1 protein-coding gene is annotated in these 516 nt (G+C 38.8%); it reads left to right on the forward strand.

Features of this window, described 5'->3' with window-relative positions; genetic code table 11:
- A partial coding sequence (locus tag ABD296_RS50370; RefSeq protein ID WP_344285880.1) for an AMIN domain-containing protein occupies window positions 1-516 on the forward strand: 516 nt, incomplete at both ends.

Genomic DNA, 516 nt, shown 5'->3' on the forward strand with positions numbered 1-516 from the left:
ACACGAGTGAAAGACAATACTTTCATTTTAAAAATTAATTCTGCTCAAACAAGTAATAAGCCGCTACCTGTGGTCTCAGCACAACCACAGGGAGTTTCAAATATTGGCTTTCAGCGTGGTAGTCAGGGAGAAGGCCTGGTTGTTGTAGATCTTTTAGGAAGTAATACGCCTGTAGATGTTCAGCAGCAGGGTAGTAAAGTCGTTATAAGAACAATAGGTACAAAAATCCCGACACATTTAGCGCGTCGCTTAAATGTAAATGATTTTGCAACCCCGGTTTCAAGTATCGATGCTTATAATGATAAAGGGGTTGGTGTAATAACTATCCAGTCCTCTGGTAGCTATGAATATATGGCCTATCAGGCGGAGAATAAGCTCACGATCAGTTTGAAACGTCCCCAAGATAAAAATGTTACCTCTTTATATAAAACGCCAAATTATTCAGGAAATAAACTTTCATTAGACTTCCAAGATATTGAAGTACGCCGTGTGTTGCAATTACTTGCTGATTTTACA

This window comes from Actinomadura napierensis (assembly GCF_039529375.1).
Taxonomy (GTDB): Bacteria; Actinomycetota; Actinomycetes; order Streptosporangiales; family Streptosporangiaceae; genus Spirillospora; species Spirillospora napierensis.